Origin of the sequence: Gordonia paraffinivorans (assembly GCF_900683595.1) — a bacterium.
GTDB lineage: Bacteria > Actinomycetota > Actinomycetes > Mycobacteriales > Mycobacteriaceae > Gordonia > Gordonia paraffinivorans.
The window spans coordinates 251698-269061 of sequence record NZ_CAACYD010000007.1 but is presented as its reverse complement, the minus strand read 5'-3'; the positions used below and the strand labels follow the sequence as shown (position 1 = coordinate 269061).

The following is a 17364-nucleotide window of genomic DNA, read 5'->3' as shown; positions in this document are numbered from 1 at the left end:
CGCACACCCGCGCTGATCAGCGTTTCCGCGGAACGGACCCGTTTTCGAAGTGCGGTGGATCACACTGGGTGACAGAGTCTCGCGATCACATGACCGATCCACAGAGGAGGTCTCGGTGCCCAATCGCTACCTGCGCTACGGCGACCAGCGGTACATCATCACCAAGGAGGCGGAGGCGCGACTCGACCGCACCCTCGAGGCGGTGTACGCCGACGGACCGCGCGGTCACCAGTGGCTGAACCTCTACCACGACAGCGAGGCCCCGTGCCGGGTCCTGATCGCCCCCGGGGTCCCGATCACCATCGAGACCGAGCCCGGACCGGGGGACTGACGGCGGCCGGCTCCCGCGCGTGACGGTGCCCGTCGCGAGGGCACTATCGTTGACCCATGCGCATCGGAGCTCATCTTCGCGAGGACACCGACCCCCTGGCCACGGCCGCCGAACTGGGCATCGACGTGTTCCAGATGTTCGTCACCGATCCGCAGAGCTGGAAGAAGCCGCAGCCGAATCCGCATGCGCAGGCCATCCGCGAGTCCGACGTCGACGTCGTCGTGCATTCCAGCTATCAAATCAACGTCGCGAGCCTGAACAACCGTCTGCGCATGCCGTCGCGCAAGGCCGTCGAGCAGCAGGCGGCCGCGGCCGCCGAACTCGGCGCCTTCGGCCTCGTCGTCCACGGCGGGCACCTGCGCGACGGCGAGGACTCCGCCGAGGGGTTCGCCAACTGGCGCAAGCTGTTCGACCGTCAGGTCGACAAGGGCGGCTTCGGCGTGCCGATCCTGATCGAGAACACCGCGGGCGGCGACCACGCGATGGCCCGCACCCTGGAGTCCATCGACCGCCTGTGGGAGGCCGTCGGCGACTTCGAGCAGGCCGGCTTCTGCCTCGACACCTGCCACGCCTGGGCCGGCGGCGAGGATCTCGTCGGCCTCGTCGAGCGGGTCAAGGAGATCACCGGCCGCATCGACCTGGTCCATCTCAACAACTCACGCGACGAGTTCGACTCCGGCCGCGACCGCCACGCGAACCTGCAGTCGGGGCAGATCGATCCCGAGGTGCTCGCCGCCGTCGCCAAGGCCGCCGACGCCCCGGTGATCCTGGAGACCCCGGCCGAGGGCATCCCGGCCGACCTCGAATACCTGCGCTCGGCGCTGTAGCGGCCTCCTCTTTCCCGAATCCGATCGACCACCGCTCCGACCGACACGCCGGAGCGGTGACGTCGCGTGCAATCGGCCCGTTCGACGGGCACAGATCACAAAAATCCCTGATTGATCCGGTGCCGGATCGGCGCTATCCTGCCGTTACCGGCGAGTAACTTAGCTCGAACCGAGACAGCTCGACCGCCCCCGGCCGGTACCCGATCATCCGGATGGGATCGGACCGGGAAGCGGCCATCCATCGATACGGGCCACACCAGAGAAGGAATCCACCATGGGCCACTACAAGAGCAATCTGCGCGACCTGCAGTTCAACCTCTTCGAACTGCTCCAGCTCGACAAGGTTCTCGAGTCGGGTGAGTTCGGCGACCTCGACCACGAGACCGCCGTCGACATGCTGCGCGAGGTCAAGGCGCTCGCCGAGGGCCCGATCGCGGAATCCTTCGCCGAGGCCGACCGCAATCCGCCGGTCTTCGACCCGGAGAACCACAGCGTCACCATCCCCGAGAGCTTCAAGAAGTCCTACAACGCCTTCATCGAGGGCGGCTGGGACAAGATCGGCATCGCCGAGGAGCTCGGCGGCCTGCCCGCCCCCCGTTCGCTCTACTGGGCGATCGGCGAGATGATCCTCGGCGCCAACCCGCCGGTGTTCATGTACGCCGCGGGCGCCGGCTTCTCCAACATCTTCTTCAACAACGGCACCGACGAGCAGAAGAAGTGGGCCGCCATCTGCGCCGAGCGCGGCTGGGGCGCCACCATGGTGCTGACCGAGCCCGACGCCGGCTCGGACGTGGGCGCCGGCCGCACCAAGGCGGTCCAGCAGGAGGACGGCTCCTGGCACATCGACGGTGTGAAGCGCTTCATCACCTCGGCCGACCAGGACATGACCGAGAACATCTTCCACCTCGTGCTCGCCCGCCCCGAGGGCGCCGGCCCGGGCACCAAGGGTCTGTCGCTGTTCTTCGTGCCGAAGTACCACTTCGACTTCGAGACCGGTGAGCTCGGCGAGCGCAACGGCGTCTTCGTCACCAACGTCGAGCACAAGATGGGCATCAAGGCCTCGGCCACCTGTGAGGTCGCCTTCGGCCAGCACGGCATCCCGGCCAAGGGTTGGCTCGTCGGCGAGGTCCACAAGGGCATCGCACAGATGTTCGAGGTCATCGAGCACGCCCGCATGATGGTGGGCACCAAGGCCATCGCCACCCTGTCGACCGGCTACCTGAACGCTCTCGAGTTCGCCAAGGAGCGCGTCCAGGGTGCCGACATGACCCAGATGACCGACAAGACCGCCCCGCGCGTGACCATCACCCACCACCCGGACGTGCGTCGCTCACTCATGACCCAGAAGGCCTACGCCGAGGGTCTGCGTGCGGTCTACCTCTACACTGCGTCGCACCAGGATCCGGTTGCCGCGCAGATCGTCTCCGGCGCCGATGCCGAGATGGCGCACCGCGTCAATGACCTGCTGCTCCCGATCGTCAAGGGCGTCGGCTCCGAGCGCGCCTACGAGAAGCTCACCGAGTCGCTGCAGACCCTGGGTGGCTCCGGCTTCCTCCAGGACTACCCGATCGAGCAGTACATCCGTGACTCGAAGATCGACTCGCTGTACGAGGGCACCACTGCCATCCAGGCGCAGGACTTCTTCTTCCGCAAGATCATCCGCGACAAGGGCCAGGCCCTGGCGCACGTCGCCGGCGAGATCCAGAAGTTCATCGACTCCGAGGCCGGCAACGGCCGCCTGAAGACCGAGCGCGCTCTGCTGAAGACCGCCCTCGAGGACGTCCAGGCGATGGCCGCCTCCCTGACCAACCACCTGATGGCTGCTCAGGAGAACCCGTCCGAGCTGTACAAGATCGGCACCGGTTCGGTCCGCTTCCTGATGTCGGTCGGCGACCTGCTCATCGGCTGGCTGCTGCTGCGCCAGGCCGAGGTCGCCCTCGCCGCGCTCGACAACGGCGCGTCGGATGCCGACAAGGCCTTCTACGAGGGCAAGATCGCGGTGGCCACCTTCTTCGCGAAGAACATGCTGCCGCTGCTGACCTCGATCCGCACCGTCGTCGAGAACGTCGACAACGAAATCATGGAGCTCGACGAAGCCGCCTTCTGATCCGAGAAGTCGCTTCTGAGACATCCCAAGAGCGCCCCCGTCTGCGGACGGGGGCGCTCTTGCCATCCCGGGTTCCGGGCGTTGCGGTCTCGTTTCGATCCGGCCGACCGGCATCACCGTCGACGACGCACCGTCTAGCGTCGGACAGTGCAGGAACAGAAGGGGTCGGGGACGACACCAGGAGAGCTATGAAGGCACTCGTCTTCCACGGTCCGGGGAACAAGAGCTGGGACGACGTCCCGGAGCCGACGATCCTCGAACCCACCGACGTGATCGTCAAGATGGACGCCACCACGATCTGCGGGACCGATCTGCACATCCTCAAGGGCGATGTCCCCGCGGTCGAACCCGGACGCATCCTCGGACACGAGGGCGTCGGCACGATCACCGAGATCGGCCCGGCGGTGACGACGCTCGCCGTCGGCGACCAGGTCATCCTGTCGTGCATCTCGGCGTGCGGGAAGTGCGACTTCTGCAAACACGGCGTGCATTCCCACTGCCTCGGGAGCGAGGGAGCGTCGGGCATCGGCTGGATCTTCGGGCACCTAATCGACGGCACCCAGGCCGAGTACGTGCGCGTCCCCTACGCCGAGACCTCGGTCTACAAGCTGCCGCCCGGCGTCACCCCGGAACAGGGGGTCGTGCTCAGCGACATCCTGCCGACGGGACACGAGATCGGCATCCGCTACGGGCAGGTCGAGCCCGGCGACGTGGTGGCCGTGGTGGGTGCCGGTCCGGTGGGTCTGGCGACCATCGCGACCGCGGGCCTGTACGGGCCGAGCCGGGTGATCGCGATCGACATCGATCCGAATCGCGTCGAGCAGGCAAAGGCGTTCGGCGCCTCCGACGGCGTCGTATCGTCGGAGGCGGACTGGAAGGAGCAGGTCCTCGCGATGACCGACGGCCTCGGCGTCGACGTGGCCATCGAGGCGGTCGGGATTCCCCAGACCTTCCGGATGTGCCTCGACATCGTGCGCCCGGCCGGTCACGTCGCCAACGTCGGCGTCCACGGCGCTCCGGTGGAGTTCCCGATCCAGGACCTGTGGATCTCGAACATCACGGTGTCGACGGGTTTGGTCAACACCGACACCCTGGGGGTCCTGCTCAAGCTGGTGGCGCAGCGGCGCATCGATCCGGACCTGTTCGTCAGCCACCGCTTCGCGCTGGACGACATCCTCGAGGCCTACGACGTCTTCGGACGGGCCGCCGAGACCAAGGCGCTCAAGGTGGTGCTCCGGGCCTGAGCCCGCAGCGGCGGGCCGACGTTCATTCGAGGAGGCGGAGACAGTAGCCGGTCGGGGTCGGCTTCTCCGTGAAGTACTCGGCCTGCTCCTCGCTGCACTCGGGCATCCCAGAGACCTTGGACTCGACCTCGTAGTTCTCGCCCGCGCCGGTGGCGGGCGGCGACGAGCAGTCGATCTCGCGGACGTCGGCAAGGGCGTTGGTCTCCTTCGACGAGGGCAGGTGGTAGCAGCGTCCCTGCTGGTAGACATGCGCCAGGCAGAGCCCGTCCCTGGCCCACTTGCCGAAGCTGTCCGACGAGTCGCCCTCGCCGAACCAGAGTCGCGAGTAGTTCTTCGCGGCGCAGACGCCGGGATCGGCCTTGAGGGCCACCGCGAAGTGGAAGTCCGTGCTGTCGCAGGACACCTTCCGGACGACGGGTTCGTCCTCACCGGACACCGTGACGCATTCACCGACCGCGACGTCGTCGACACCCCAGACCCGGTCGCTCTTACCGGCCGCGACGACGAAGAGAACGACCCCGGTGACGACGACCGCGACGACGAGCAGCGCGGCCCCGCCGAGCACCCACCACAGCACGGTGTTCTTCTTCCTGGGCGGCGGCACCGGCGCGTGCGGTGGGTGACCCGGCCCCGGATATCCGGACGGGACCACGTACGGGCTTCCCGGCCCGGGTGCGCCCGCGTACCCGGGGTACGGACCCGGAGCGCCGGGCCGGCCCGGATACGGACCTCCCGGGTAGGGGTTGCCCGGATAGCCCTGGCCCGGCCGGCCGGGCCCCTGCGGTGGAGTCGTCATGGTCGGGAGACTAGCGCCACCTCGGCGTCCGGTGACCGCACTGTTCACAGGCGGGCGGGTCAGTCCTCGCCTCATGGCGGTGGCTTTCACCCACCCCGGCCTGCCGCGAGATCCGCGGGGACACCGGAGTCACGAGTCGCGGCCCGACCTCACTCGCTCGACGACATCCGAGTAGAACGAGGTGGCGAGACCCGTCATCGCGGCAACAAAACCGTTCTCGCTGCCCGAGCGCTTCGATCCCATCGACGCTTCCATCGTGACGGTGAACTCACGAATATCACGGCCGTCCGGAGGCATCACGACCCCGGCGTCCTCGCGAATATCCCGCAGAAGCGCCGACGTCGACTCGACTCGGCTCCCGGAATGGTGTGCAGTGATTCGCAATTCACCCGGTGCGGACGCAAGCTGGCGCGTCAACCAGTTCACCTTTGTCTGTGTACGCCCCGACCTTGGCGCCGTCGTCTTCAGCGAGCAACCGAGACGGCTGCGACTGAGGTCGGCGTTGATGGCAACCGGTCCGGCCGCACCCGGGACCCGAAGGAGTGCGAACAGCTCGCCCGAATCCGCCAACTGCTTGGCGCGACTCACCGTATCGACCCGACTGGCGGGAGGCTGCGAAGTGATCTTCTGACCCGTGAAAGCGCTGAGGTAGAGGGCGATATGTCGCGCCAAGCGGTCAAAACGATCACACACATCGGACGTGGCCGCATCCGACGCACTCACAGTCTTGTGCTTGACCGCTTCGCGTACCTTCACCCACTGTCTGCCCATGTCATCGAAGGACCACATCCCAGACTGTACGTCCGCGGCGTACCACAGCATTTCTTCGAGGACTCGGGATCGCACCCGATCACCGACGCCGACGTGCTCGTACACGATCGCGGCTTCGGCGACGATTTCCTCCCACGAAAGATGCTTCAGCTCAACGTTCTTGAGCATCCTGCCGTCCACCTTGAACGGAAACTGGTCCGGTGAGGCCATCAGGTCTCGACTGATCGTGAGAACGGCGTCGATCGATTTGGACTTGGCGAGCTTGAGGTAGTTCGCGATCTGGTCCGCGTTCAGCTCGCTGCGCCCGGTCTTGACTTCTACGAGCGCCTGCCACGTCTTGCCGCCTCGGCTGACTCTGATCAGTCCGTCCGGACGAACCTCGTCGCCGGACAACGTGAACCTGACCTCCGTGAAGGTCTCGATCCGCCCGCGCGGAGCCCCCGCTTGAGCGAGAACCGAACGTCCGAACTCCGGAACCGTCTCCATGCAGGCGAGGAGAATCGACGTCGTGCGCATCTCCTGCTCGGCACTGGATTTCATCCCCACAGAGGGAAAGAGTCGCGCCCTCTGCCACTCCGACCGGTCAGGACGAGGAAGGTACGCCGAGTCTCGCTCCTCCCAATCCCGCGGGAGTGCTGCGGGACGACGCTTGCGTGCAATCGATACTTTCGCACCGGCATCGCGCTGATCATGCCCGTCTTCGGTGCGTGGCTGGGTTTCGTCCTCCAGTTCCGATCCCGGGGAGGCTTCGACAACACCCCCGGGCACGGAACTGCCGCTCGCTGGACGCGGTGTTTCCGTGTCTTGTGGACCCTCGACTTCGTCGTCGGATGCCGAATCGTCTGTCGGCGACTCGTCGTCAACCTCCACTCCGTGATCCGAAACGAGCGCCGCGAGGCCGTTCTCGTAGCCCTGCCCGACAGCTCGGACCTTCCAGGAATCCTCTCTGCGGTAGACCTCGCCGAATATCAGCGCACGCTCGGAACCCAGCCCCTCCACGACGTACTCGATGATCGGCTCCTCGGGCGCTTCGGCCGGCGCGACATGCAAGGTCACGAGTGAGGTGTCGCCGAACTCAGCGTCCGTTCGCGGATCGATGCTCGCGGTGACGACAATCCGCGACACGGACTCCGGGATCCTCGCCAGATCGACCTCGATCGCATCGCGATGGCTCAACGAATCATCGAGATCTCCACTGCTGTCTCGTTCATCGTCCTGTCCACCGGCGGATACGAGGCGGACGGCGCCCCCGACGCCCGTCGGCTGGTTGTAGAAGATGAAGTCCTCGTTGGACCTCACCTGTCCGTCGTCGCCGAGAATGAGGATTCCTGCGTCGAGTCCGAAGTCCTTGCCTTCCAAGGCTTTCGTCTCGATGACGAAGATCAGGCGCGGCATTGGCTCGCCCGTGAGCTCGCCGATGGAGACGTTCGCACCCTTGGACAGCTGCTGAGGAGTCACGGACACAAAGGTATTGGGGCGGCCGGCTCGGGACAATGCAACCCACCGATGGTCGACGCGATCCGTCTGATCGATCGAATGGGACCGTGCAGGCTGGAAGACCGGCGGGCTGAGACCGCAATTTTGTCGGCCGGGATCTGCCACTGATGAAGGAGCAGACACGCGCACTGTTGCGCTCAGTTCTCTGTCTGCAGGACTGAGCGCCCCGCAAACAGTGAGACCTCGGGGACCGAAGTCCCCGAGGTCTCGATGTCGGTCGGCTGCACTCTACAGCCGCAGGAGCGAAGGCCCGCGCATGCGACTCTGTATCGGACAGACCACTGAAATCACTTCGGAGGCATCCGGATGCCGCCGTCGACGCGGATGACCTCGGCGTTCATGTAGCTGTTGGTGATCAGCTCGACGACCATCGAGGCGAGCTCGTCGGGCTGGCCCAGGCGATGCGGGAACAGGACCGACTCGCCCAGCTTGGCCTTGAACGCCTCGGCGGCCTCGCCCTCACCGTAGATCGGGGTGTCGATCAGGCCCGGGGCGATGGTGTTGACGCGGATGCCGACCGCGGCCAGGTCACGGGCGACCGGCAGGGTCATGCCGACGACGCCGCCCTTGGACGAGGAGTACGACGCCTGCCCGATCTGGCCGTCGAACGCGGCGACCGACGCCATGTTGACGATCGCGCCGCGCTCGCCGTAGGCGTCGAGCGGCTCGTTGCGGCTCATCGCGGTGGCGGCGAGCCGGATGAAGTCGAAGGTGCCGATCAGGTTGATCGCGATGACCTTCTTGTAGGCGTCCAGGTTGTGCGCCGAGGCGAACTCGCCGTCCTTGCCGATGGTGCGCTGCGCCCAGCCGATGCCGGCCGAGTTGACCAGCGCACGCAGCGGGCCCAACTCGGTGGCCGCGTTGACGGCGGCCTCGATCTGCTCGGTCGAGGTCACGTCGACGCTGGCGAAGACGCCGCCGATCTCCTTGGCGAGCGCCTCGCCCTTCTCGGCGTTCAGGTCGGCGACGACGACCTTCGCACCCTTGGCCGCCAGCTGACGAGCCGACGCCGCGCCGATACCCGACGCCCCACCTGTGACGATTGCACTAGCTCCGTTGATATCCACGAGTCGCAATATATCGAACGTTAGTGAGATGCGGAACACATCGCCCGCGCCGTCTCAACACGGACCACATCCGCGGCGCCGGTCAGATGCACCTCACGATGGGTTCGGGCGCGTAGCGGACAGTCCGGGTGTTGCGGGTGATCTCCTGTCCCGTGCGGGCGTCGCGGACGATCCGGGTGTCCGAGGTGGTGAATCCCTTGCTCCCGCCGCTGGCGATGCAGTCGTCGCCCTTCGGCAGGGTGATCTTCTCCGGGTCGGTGTATCCGTACCGCTCGCCGGTGATCGACTCGACCTCGTAGGCCTTGGTCCCCCACAGGCGGACCGTCACCGCCGACGGCGACCAGCTGGTCTCGATGAGAACGCCGTGGCGGGTGTTGTTGCGGAACTTCAGGTCGATGGCGCCCTCGAAGACGGTCGCCTCGCGGGCCTCGGGATAGCGGGAGATGTAGTACGCGTGCTCGGTGTGTTCGATGTCCTCGAGGCCGGCGAAATACGTTGCGTTGTACAGCGTCGTCGCGAACTGCGAGATGCCGCCGCCGACGGCCGTCGCGGCGCGTCCGTTGTTGATGATCGTCGAGTCGACGTACCCCTGCGCGGCGCCGCGCGGGCCCGTGTGGCCGTTGAGCGAGAACACCTTTCCGGGCAGCACCAGCGCGCCGTCGACCTCGGCGGCGACGAGTCGGATGTTCTCGCCCGACGCGGAAGAGAACCCGCTGGTGGTGTATTCGCTGATCAGTTCCCGCACACCGAGTTTGCGGGCGGCCTCGGTGGTCAGCTTGGGCTTCACCTCGTCGTAGACGACGTCGACCCTGCGGTCGCTGCCGCGCGCGATCGCGCTCGACGCGAGGGCGTCGAGCGTCTTGGGCCAGTTGATCCTGGCGCCGTTGACCGCCGGGACGACCGTCGGCGCCCCGGTCTGCAAACTGAACCGCGCGCTGACCGCCGGCCGCTGCGACGGATCGAGGTCGGGGGACAGGATCTTCCGCGCGCGCTTCTCGTCGACGCTGGGGACGAGTCCACCCCGACCGTCCGGCACGAAGGTGAGGATCGCCCCGATGTCGCCCGCCGGCACCTCGACCTCGCGTTTACGACGGTCGATCAGACGTAGCGGACCCGACGTCGCGCGGGTGGCCCCGCCGGCAACGGTGGCGTCGACGACCTGCGCGCTGACCGTGGGCGAGAACGGCTCCATCGGCATGTCGACGGGGCCGCCGTCGAGCCATCGGTCGACGAGGACCCGGGCGGCGGCGTCGCGCGCGATGCGTTCGCCGGGTGCGGGTTGATCGCCGACCGGCGTGGTGCCGTCGTAGTGCACGCCGCCCTCGACCGCGGCCTTCTCCAGCGCGGTCCGGTGCTCGTCGAGCGCGACATCCATGGCCGCACGGTCGAGGGTCACGACCGGCTCGACGTCCCGGCTGCGGCCCAGGAGTGCGGCCAGGCGGGTGACGGGATTGCGGGGTTGTTCCAGCAGACGTTCCCGCGTGGCGTCGGCGTCGAAGGACAGGCCCAGCGCATCGGGGGCGATCGCGGCCGTGCCCTCGGGCGTCCGGAGGACGACGGGTTGCTTCGACCGCGCGGTGAGTTCGTCGAGGACCGGCTGCAGGCCGGCGGTGTCCCGGTTACCGGCGCTGATCCCGCCGATGACGGCGCCGCGTGCGGAGTGATCGCGGGTGAGGACGAGATCGACGGCCAGTGCGAGGGTCAAGGCGACCACGACGGCGAGCAGCACGCGGACGGCGTTGCGCACTCGGCGGGCTCTAGTGGTCACGACTCCATCCATCACGGCTGACTGCCTGGGCCAGTCGGGTGTTGGTGGCCGGCGGAACGTCTGCTGCGCCGATCTCGTCCGGGGACGGGACCGGGCGTGCAAATATACAGGTGCTCCGGCCGAGCTGTCGGGTCGGGGGTCTGACAGCTCAGCCGGAGCTATATCCATACTTACGCCACTTGACGCGCTTGTACACCCCGGGTGGGATATTCCCGCCGAATATGTGACCAAAGACCCGTTTTCCCACGAGAAATGAGACGGATCGCGCGTCTCGTCGCTCGATCCGTCTCATCTCGTGTTGGGCGCGGTCCGGGTCGGTCAGCCCTCGATGATCGCGGTGACACCCTGACCGCCGGCGGCGCAGATCGAGATCAGCGCGCGTCCGCCGCCGTTCTCCTTGATCTGCTTGGCGGCCTGGGCCACGATGCGGCCGCCGGTCGCGGCGAACGGGTGGCCCGCGGCGAGAGACGAGCCGTGCACGTTGAGCTTCGAGCGGTCGATCGGGCCGAGCGCGGCGTCGAGGCCCAGGCGCTCCTTGCAGTACTCCTCGGACTCCCACGCCTGCAGGGTCGCGAGGACGACCGACGCGAAGGCCTCGTGGATCTCGTAGAAGTCGAAGTCCTGCAGGGTGAGGCCGTTGCGCTCGAGCAGGCGCGGCACCGCGTAGGTGGGCGCCATGAGCAGGCCGTCGGGGCCGTTGACGTAGTCGACCGACGCGGTCTCGCTGTCGACGAAGTACGCGAGCACCGGCAGGCCGCGCTCCTCGGCCCACTCGTCGCTGGCCAGCAGCACGGTCGACGCGCCGTCGGTGAGCGGGGTCGAGTTGCCGGCGGTCATGGTGGCGTCGCCGAGGGAGACGCCGAACACCGGCTTGAGCTTGGCGAGCTTCTCCACCGACGAGTCCGGGCGCAGGTTCTCGTCGCGGGTGAGACCCATGAACGGGGTGATCAGGTCGTCGAAGAAGCCGGCGTCGTAGGCGGCCGCCATGTTCTTGTGGCTGGCCACGGCCAGTTCGTCCTGGTCGGCGCGCTTGATGCCGAACTCCTTGGCGGTGATGGCCGCGTGCTCGCCCATCGACATGCCGGTGCGCGGCTCGCCATTGCGCGGGATCTCGATGCCGAGCTTGGTGATCAGCTTGGCGGCATTGAGGATCTGGTCCTTGGTGCTGCGGGAGCGATTCACCTCGAGCAGCTGGCGGCGCAGCTCGTCGCTGACGGCGATCGGGGCGTCGGAGGTGGTGTCCACGCCACCGCCGACCGCGGCGTCGTAGCGACCGCGGGCGATGCCGTCGGCGACGATCGTGATCGCCTGCAGGCCGGTGCCGCAGGCCTGCTGGACGTCCATGGCCGGGGTGTAGGGCGACAGCGCCGAACCCAGCACCGACTCGCGGATGAGATTGAAGTCACGGGCGTGCTTGAGCACCGCGCCGCCGGCGACCATGCCGAGCCGCTCGCCCTGCAGGTTGAACCGGCTCACCAGGCCGTCGAGGGCCGCGGTGAACATCTCCTGGTTGCTGACCTTGGCATACGCCCGGTCCTGACGGGCGAAGGGAATGCGGTTGCCGCCGATGATGGCCACCGGACGCTCGGTCCGGGGCTTGGGGGCGTTGGCCTTGTACGGGGTGGAACTGTTGTCTGCCACGTCGATCTCCAGAGTCGTGTGCGGTATCTATAGCGTATTCTTACTCAACAGTAAGTTCGTTGTCGAACGACAGAGGAGATCAACGTGGCCGCCAACGCAACTGGCCTGTACTCGAGCTTCGTCCATTCCGCGCCGGGCGCCTTCATCGCCAAGCAGGCCGGCCTGCCCGTGCCGCCGCCGCTGCGGCGCTACAAGCCCTCCGAGCCTCCGCTGCCGGGTCCGGTGCTCCTCGGCGGCGAGGGTCGACTCGTCGAGCCGCTGCGTGAGCTGCTCGCGAACGCCGACGACTACGACCTCATCCAGAACGCCCTGACCGGCCGCAGCGCCGACAAGTACGGCGGCCTGGTGTTCGACGCCACCGGCATCACCTCCCCGGCCGAGCTGCGCCAGCTGTTCGAGTTCTTCCAGCCGGTCATGCGCTCCTACGCCCCGTGCGCACGATTCCTCGTGCTCGGCACCACGCCGGAGCTGGTCACCGATCCCAACGAGCGCGTCGCACAGCGCGCGCTGGAGGGCTTCACCCGCTCGATGGGCAAGGAGCTCCTCAAGGGCGCGACCGTCCAGCTCGTCTACGTCTCGCCCGACGCCGAGACCGGCCTCTCCGGCCTCGAGTCGACCCTCCGCTTCGTCCTGTCGGCGAAGTCGGCGTTCGTCGACGCCCAGGTGATCCGCGTCGGCGCCGACAACGCGGAGGCCCCCAAGAGCTGGGACCGCCCGCTCGAGGGCAAGGTCGCCGTGGTCACCGGCGCCGCCCGCGGCATCGGCGCCACCATCGCCGAGGTGCTCTCGCGTGACGGCGCCCATGTGATCGCATGCGACGTCCCGCAGGCCGGCGACGCACTGTCGGAGACCGCGAACAAGGTGGGCGGCACGTCGTTCCCGATCGACGTCACCGACCCGGAGGCCGGCGCGAAGCTCGCCGAGCACGCGCTCGAGCGTCACGGCGGCGTCGACATCATCGTCAACAACGCCGGCATCACCCGCGACAAGCTGCTCGCCAACATGGACGCCGCCCGCTGGGACGCGGTCATCGCGGTCAACCTGATCGCCCCGCAGGCCCTCGTCGACGCGCTGCTGGAGAAGGGCGCCCTGCGCTCGGGCGGCGCGGTCATCGACGTCTCGTCGATCGCCGGCATCGCGGGCAACCGCGGCCAGACCAACTACGGCGCCTCGAAGGCCGGCGTCATCGGGCTGGTCGACGCCTACGCGCCGATCCTGGCCGAGAAGGGCATCACCATCAACGCCGTCGCCCCCGGCTTCATCGAGACCAAGATGACCGCGGCCATCCCGCTGGCGACCCGCGAAGCCGGCCGCCTGATGAGCTCGCTGCAGCAGGGTGGCCAGACCGTCGATGTCGCCGAGACCGTGGCCTACTTCGCCAACCCGGCGAGCAGCGCCATCACCGGCAACGTGGTCCGCGTCTGCGGCCAGGGCTTCCTGGGCGCGTGATGGGTAGGACGATCACGCTCCCGGGCGTCCCCGGGACCGCAGAGCTCTACGGCAAGGCCGTCACCGCGATGCTGCCGGGCATCGGCAAGCCGGCCCGGGTCGAGGCCGACGCCCCTCTGCCCGATACGCACTACCGCCTCGACGACCTGCGTGTCGATCCGGCTGCGCTGCAGGCGTATTGCCACGCGACCGGCCAGCGGTTCGGCGAGACCCTGCCGCTGACATACCCGTTCGTGCTGCAGTTCCCGGTGGTCATGAAGCTGATCACGTCGGACGACTTCCCGTTCGGCGCAATCGGTTCGGTACACCTCAACAACACGATCGAGCGTTTCCGCCCGATCGCAGTGTCCGAGCCGCTGTCGATCGTGACCCATGCGGAGAACCTGCGCGAGCACCGCAAGGGCATCCTCGTCGACGTCATCAGCGAGATCAGCGTCGGCTCCGAACTGGTGACGCGCCAGACCGCGACGTTCCTCAAGCAGCAGCGGACCAGCCTGTCCGACGAGCCGCGCGGGCCGGAGCCGAAGGCGAAGACCCCGCCGCCGCCGGACGCGATCCTCTCGGTGGACCTGGGACGCATCCGCGAGTACGCGGCCGCATCCGGCGACCGCAACCCGATCCACATGGCCAACCTGACGGCCAAGGCCTTCGGGTTCCCGCGGGCGATCGCCCACGGCATGTGGAGTGCTGCGGCCGCCATCGCCAACATCGAGGCCCAGCTGCCCGGCGCCGTCACCTACGACGTGAAGTTCGGCAAGCCGATCCTGTTGCCCGCCAAGGTGAATCTCTACACCCGGCGGGTCGACGACGAGGGCTTCGACATCGCGATCCGCGATCGCAAGAAGGGATTCCCGCACCTCACCGCGACGACGCGGAAGGGCTGAGATCCTCGCTCACCGAATCCGTTCCCGCTCACACCGTTCGCGTGAGCGGGAACGGATCGTGTGAGCGCCGATTCGGCACGGAGGCGGCTCAGCTGTCGGTACCGACGCCCTTCAGGCCTCGCCAGGTGATGCCGACGAGCAGGTTGGTGGCCTTCTCGAGGTCCACGTCGCCCTCGGTGATGCGGTCGGCGACGGCCTCGGCGGCGCCGACGATGGCGACGGCGGTCAGCTCGAAGTCGATGTCGCCGGCGGACTCGACGGTGGTGCCCGCCTTGATGAGCTCGGCGACCATCTCGACGACGCGGCGGCGGCTGTCGGAGACGATGCCGGCGAAGCTGGCGGTGCCGATGGCGACGCGGTAGAGCACGCGCCACGACTCGCGGTTCTCGTGGACGAACCGGAGGAACTCGCGGATGACGGTCCGGGCCTGCTCGCGCTGGGACAGCGACGGGTCGAAGCCGACGCTCATCGCCTCGATGAACAGCCCGGACTCGCGGGCGATGCAAGCACTGAACAGCTCCTCCTTGGAGCCGTAGTACAGGTACAGCATCGGCTTGGAGATCTGCGCCTCGGCGGCGATGGCGTCCATCGACGTCTCCCGGAAGCCGTTCTGCGAGAACACCTTCACGGCGGCATCGAGCATCTGCTGCTCACGTACAGCACGTGGCAGACGCTTGGTTCCGCCCGACATCATGACCTCCGATCCCACGACCGCTACTCGATCGACGATACCCACAAACTTACCAAGCGGTAAGTTCAACGGTCGCTCGGGCGGTGCATGAGCGGTTCGCTCAGCAGGTCACGACGCCCTTCGAGCGGAGGATGCGCAGCACCTTCGCGTCGAGGCGTGCTGGGGCCAGCCGGCCCTGCGCGACGGCCTTCTCCAGCGTGTCGAGGACCGAGGAGACGCGGTCGGTGGACAGCCAGAGCGCGACGTCGCCGCCGGCGAGGATGAACTTCTCGACCGCCTGCTCGATCGGGTACCGGGCGCTGATCGCCGCCATGCCCGACAGGTCGTCGGAGAAGATCACGCCGTTGAACCGCGGCCCGCCGTAGCCGACCCCGGTGCGCAGCATCTGGATCGCCGGACGGCTGATCGACGCCGGGAGTCCGTTGGTCAGGCCGGGGACGATGAGGTGACCGACCATGACGCCGGCCGGACCGGGGTCGCGCAGCAGGTTCCGGAACGGCACCAGGTCGCTGTTCTGCAGCTGCGCCAGCGACGGCACCTGCACGACGCCGAGGTGCGAGTCGCCCGACCCGTGGCCGTGGCCCGGGAAGTGCTTGTACACCGGTGTGATCCCGGCGTCGGCGAGACCGGCGGCATAGGCCGCCGCGTACTTCGTGACGACGGCCGGGTCGTTGCTGAACGAGCGGTCGCCGATGACCTCGTCGTCCGACTCGTCGCTCACGTCGGCGACCGGCGCGAAGTCCACGGTCACGCCCAGCTGCTTGAGCTGACGACCCACCCCGGCGGCGATCTGCCTGACCTGATCGGGGGTCTTGGTGCGCGCGAGCTCGCGCGGCGAGACATGGTCGATCCCCAGCGCCGACAGCCGCGACACCCGGCCGCCCTCCTGGTCTACGGTGACCATCAGCGGGATGTCGGAGCCACGGGAGATGCGGGATGCCGCGCCGCTCGTGAGGATCGCCTTGTCGGTCCAGCTGCCGACGAAGATCCCGCCGATCTCCTCCTTCTCCACGATCCGCTGTGCGTCGGCGGCCCCGGTGACGCCCACGACGATCAGCTGCGCCAGTTTCTGCCGGCGCGTCAGCTCGGAGAGCTGATCGGCACCGCAGGCCTTGGCGACAGGCGTCGTGCTCGACGCGACCGACGAGTACCCCGGCGTCGGCGACGCGGACGCGCTCGGCGTCGATGACGGCGCGACGGGACTCGACGAGCCGCAGGCCAGCAGGCCGACGGTCAACGTCGCGACCGTCGCGGTCGCCAGCGCGTTCCGAATCCACCGAGGTCGGCGAGTTGGGTACATGGGTCGAGTCTGGCATGTAACCTGAGCAAATGGACGCAGGGTCCGTCCCGGCCGAGACCGCGACCTCCCCCGGTGGTCGCGAGGAATCACGCGCGAGACAGACCCTGATGATCGCCTACGACGGCTCGGAGAACGCCGATCGCGCGATCCGCTACGCCGGCCGATTCCTCCTCGCCGAAGCCGCCTTCGTCGTCACCGCCTGGCAACCCGGCGGCATGACCCCCGCGCGCCTGTCCACCCTCGCCGGCGGGATGCAGCCGTTCGTCGACACCCAACTCGACGCCGACCTCGACCGCGCTCTCGAACACGAGGCGGCGGCCCTCAACGAGCGCGGCGTCGCGCTTGCCCGCGAGTGCGGCCTGTCCGCGCGCGGCATGCTCGTCGAGGTGGAGTCCACGGTCTGGGGCGCGCTCGTCGCCGCAGCCGACGCGCTCGACGTCGACCTGCTGGTCACCGGCACTCGCGGGGCGTCGGGCCTGCGGGCGCTGCTGAAGTCCAGCGTCGCCGAACGCGTCCTCAAACACTGCCATCGACCGGTGTTCATCGTCCCGGCCCAATGCGAGAAACACCCGGAGGTCACGCCCTAGCGCGTCGGTTGCCGCAATCGGATGCCATCGCGGGACGAACACGGGCGGGTGAGCACATGGTCGACGTCTACTCGATGGTAGTTTCTTCGCCATGACCAACAACCGCCTTGTGGCCGGCGCCGTCGCCGGTGTGGCCGGCATCCTGGTGGGACTCGGCGCGGTGTTTCTCGGCGGGTTCCTCGCCTCTGAGAACAGCCCGTCCACGGACCTGAACAACATCAACCCGAACAACGGGTTCGTGCAGGGTTCCGTCGACTACGGCTCGCGCGAGGGCGCGGCCGGCGCCGAGAACAACTGACGTCCCCGCGACGCCGGAGCCGGCGTCGCGACGACCTGACGGCAGCAGCAACTGAGTAGTCCACCGAACACCGCCTCCACGAGGGTTCTGACGACCCGTGGAATCG

At 67.9% G+C, this 17364-nt stretch carries 15 protein-coding genes; 8 read left to right on the top strand and 7 right to left on the bottom strand.

The window, feature by feature from the left end; translation table 11 throughout:
- The first annotated feature begins 115 nt into the window (after positions 1-115).
- The 4 genes from E1P53_RS14220 to E1P53_RS14205 all read left to right on the top strand — a co-directional run bounded on the left by E1P53_RS14220 (position 116) and on the right by E1P53_RS14205 (position 4509).
- On the top strand, positions 116-331 hold the full coding sequence (locus tag E1P53_RS14220) for a hypothetical protein (protein WP_006900173.1): 216 nt from the start codon (positions 116-118) through the stop codon (positions 329-331).
- A gap of 56 nt (positions 332-387) precedes the next feature.
- Positions 388-1158, top strand: a complete 771-nt coding sequence (locus tag E1P53_RS14215) for a deoxyribonuclease IV (RefSeq protein ID WP_006900174.1) — start codon at positions 388-390, stop codon at positions 1156-1158.
- A gap of 274 nt (positions 1159-1432) precedes the next feature.
- The gene (locus E1P53_RS14210; protein ID WP_131734693.1) at positions 1433-3265 is read left to right on the top strand and encodes an acyl-CoA dehydrogenase; all 1833 of its coding nucleotides are present in this window, start codon (positions 1433-1435) and stop codon (positions 3263-3265) included.
- 188 nt (positions 3266-3453) lie between these two features.
- On the top strand, positions 3454-4509 hold the full coding sequence (locus E1P53_RS14205) for a zinc-dependent alcohol dehydrogenase family protein (RefSeq protein ID WP_006900176.1): 1056 nt from the start codon (positions 3454-3456) through the stop codon (positions 4507-4509).
- A gap of 22 nt (positions 4510-4531) precedes the next feature.
- Here E1P53_RS14205 and E1P53_RS20555 read toward each other — a convergent pair whose 3' ends face one another.
- From E1P53_RS20555 to E1P53_RS14180, 5 genes are all read right to left on the bottom strand, one after another.
- Positions 4532-5305, bottom strand: a complete 774-nt coding sequence (locus E1P53_RS20555) for an LppU/SCO3897 family protein (RefSeq protein WP_131734692.1) — start codon at positions 5303-5305, stop codon at positions 4532-4534.
- A 129-nt stretch (positions 5306-5434) separates the two neighbouring features.
- Positions 5435-7534 (bottom strand): TerD family protein, encoded by a 2100-nt coding sequence (locus E1P53_RS14195; protein WP_131734691.1) that lies wholly within the window; start codon positions 7532-7534, stop codon positions 5435-5437.
- 326 nt (positions 7535-7860) lie between these two features.
- A complete protein-coding gene (locus tag E1P53_RS14190; protein WP_040526671.1) occupies positions 7861-8640 on the bottom strand; it encodes an SDR family NAD(P)-dependent oxidoreductase in 780 nt (259 codons plus the stop codon).
- An 82-nt stretch (positions 8641-8722) separates the two neighbouring features.
- Positions 8723-10420: a VanW family protein gene (locus E1P53_RS14185; RefSeq protein WP_244941192.1), complete on the bottom strand. Its 1698-nt coding sequence runs from the start codon at positions 10418-10420 to the stop codon at positions 8723-8725.
- Between the two features lie 306 nt (positions 10421-10726).
- On the bottom strand, positions 10727-12049 hold the full coding sequence (locus tag E1P53_RS14180) for an acetyl-CoA C-acetyltransferase (protein ID WP_006900180.1): 1323 nt from the start codon (positions 12047-12049) through the stop codon (positions 10727-10729).
- Positions 12050-12133: 84 nt separating this feature from the next.
- Here E1P53_RS14180 and E1P53_RS14175 point away from each other — a divergent pair, with 84 nt between their 5' ends.
- Both E1P53_RS14175 and E1P53_RS14170 read left to right on the top strand, forming a co-directional pair.
- Positions 12134-13498, top strand: a complete 1365-nt coding sequence (locus E1P53_RS14175; RefSeq protein WP_131734690.1) for a 3-oxoacyl-ACP reductase — start codon at positions 12134-12136, stop codon at positions 13496-13498.
- On the top strand, positions 13498-14382 hold the full coding sequence (locus tag E1P53_RS14170; protein WP_131734689.1) for a MaoC family dehydratase: 885 nt from the start codon (positions 13498-13500) through the stop codon (positions 14380-14382). The genes E1P53_RS14175 and E1P53_RS14170 overlap by 1 nt, the downstream gene beginning before the upstream one ends.
- A gap of 88 nt (positions 14383-14470) precedes the next feature.
- On the opposite strand, the gene E1P53_RS14165 is transcribed toward E1P53_RS14170, so the two are convergent.
- Both E1P53_RS14165 and E1P53_RS14160 read right to left on the bottom strand, forming a co-directional pair.
- Positions 14471-15073 carry a TetR/AcrR family transcriptional regulator gene (locus E1P53_RS14165; RefSeq protein WP_131735331.1) on the bottom strand — a complete coding sequence of 201 codons (603 nt, stop codon included), beginning with the start codon at positions 15071-15073 and terminating at the stop codon, positions 14471-14473.
- A 100-nt stretch (positions 15074-15173) separates the two neighbouring features.
- On the bottom strand, positions 15174-16373 hold the full coding sequence (locus tag E1P53_RS14160; protein WP_006900184.1) for a glycoside hydrolase family 3 N-terminal domain-containing protein: 1200 nt from the start codon (positions 16371-16373) through the stop codon (positions 15174-15176).
- Positions 16374-16402: 29 nt separating this feature from the next.
- On the opposite strand from E1P53_RS14160, the gene E1P53_RS14155 reads away from it, so the two are divergent.
- Together E1P53_RS14155 and E1P53_RS14150 are read left to right on the top strand one after the other, a co-directional pair.
- Positions 16403-16960 (top strand): universal stress protein, encoded by a 558-nt coding sequence (locus E1P53_RS14155; protein ID WP_006900185.1) that lies wholly within the window; start codon positions 16403-16405, stop codon positions 16958-16960.
- 91 nt (positions 16961-17051) lie between these two features.
- Positions 17052-17258, top strand: a complete 207-nt coding sequence (locus E1P53_RS14150; protein WP_006900186.1) for a DUF2613 domain-containing protein — start codon at positions 17052-17054, stop codon at positions 17256-17258.
- The last annotated feature ends 106 nt before the right edge of the window (positions 17259-17364 follow it).